General features: G+C 55.6%; 1 protein-coding gene. It reads right to left on the bottom strand.

From position 1 onward, the window contains the following. Nucleotides 1–52: 52 nt before the first annotated feature. The coding region (locus tag BN1115_RS12955) for an IS5 family transposase (RefSeq protein WP_042657473.1) at nucleotides 53–694 on the bottom strand (642 nt) is incomplete at its 5' end.

Here is a 694-nt window from a genome sequence, read left to right as displayed (position 1 = left end):
ATGTTTCCCAAATCAGCCATCAGGTTACAACTTCCCCAGCCCCAAGTGACCGTTACACTCGGGGCTTTCTGACAGGCAGACCAAGGGTGTTCAGTTTGTTGATTGCACCAACATACGCCATCACTTCCCCTACCTGACCGTTGTATGTTCGCAGACTGATTTTGCCCGTCATCAACTGCTTGAACCGATACATCGCCGTTTCCGCCAGCGAGCGACGGTGATACCCCGATATCTTCTTCCAGTGCGCCAACCCTTCCTTGCGCATCACCAGCACCGCCTCATTTCTCGGATGTCCCTTTTCCCATAACCCCGCGTTCTTGCGAGGCGGGATACAGGCTGTTGCCCCTTTGCGCGAGATAAGCTGATGGCAGGCTTTGCTGTCATAGGCTCCATCCGCATAAACACGTCCCAGCTTGCGCCGCAGTGGGTTGAGTAAGGTGGGCAGCACCTCGGCATCATGGACATTTTCCAGCGAGACTTCCGCCGCCACGATATCGTGAGTGGCTGGGTCTACCGCCAGATGCAACTTGCGCCAGATTCGCCGTTTCTCAGCGCCGTGTTTTCTGACCTTCCACTCGCCTTCACCAAACACCTTCAGCCCGGTTGAGTCGATAACCAAGTCGGTAATACGTCCCTTTGGGGGCTCTCGATAAGCCACCGTCACCGAGCGTGCTCGCTTGCTGACACATAGATG

It is taken from the genome of Aeromonas allosaccharophila (genome assembly GCF_000819685.1).
Classification (GTDB): Bacteria; Pseudomonadota; Gammaproteobacteria; order Enterobacterales; family Aeromonadaceae; genus Aeromonas; species Aeromonas allosaccharophila.
This window is presented reverse-complemented; position numbering and strand designations above follow the sequence as displayed.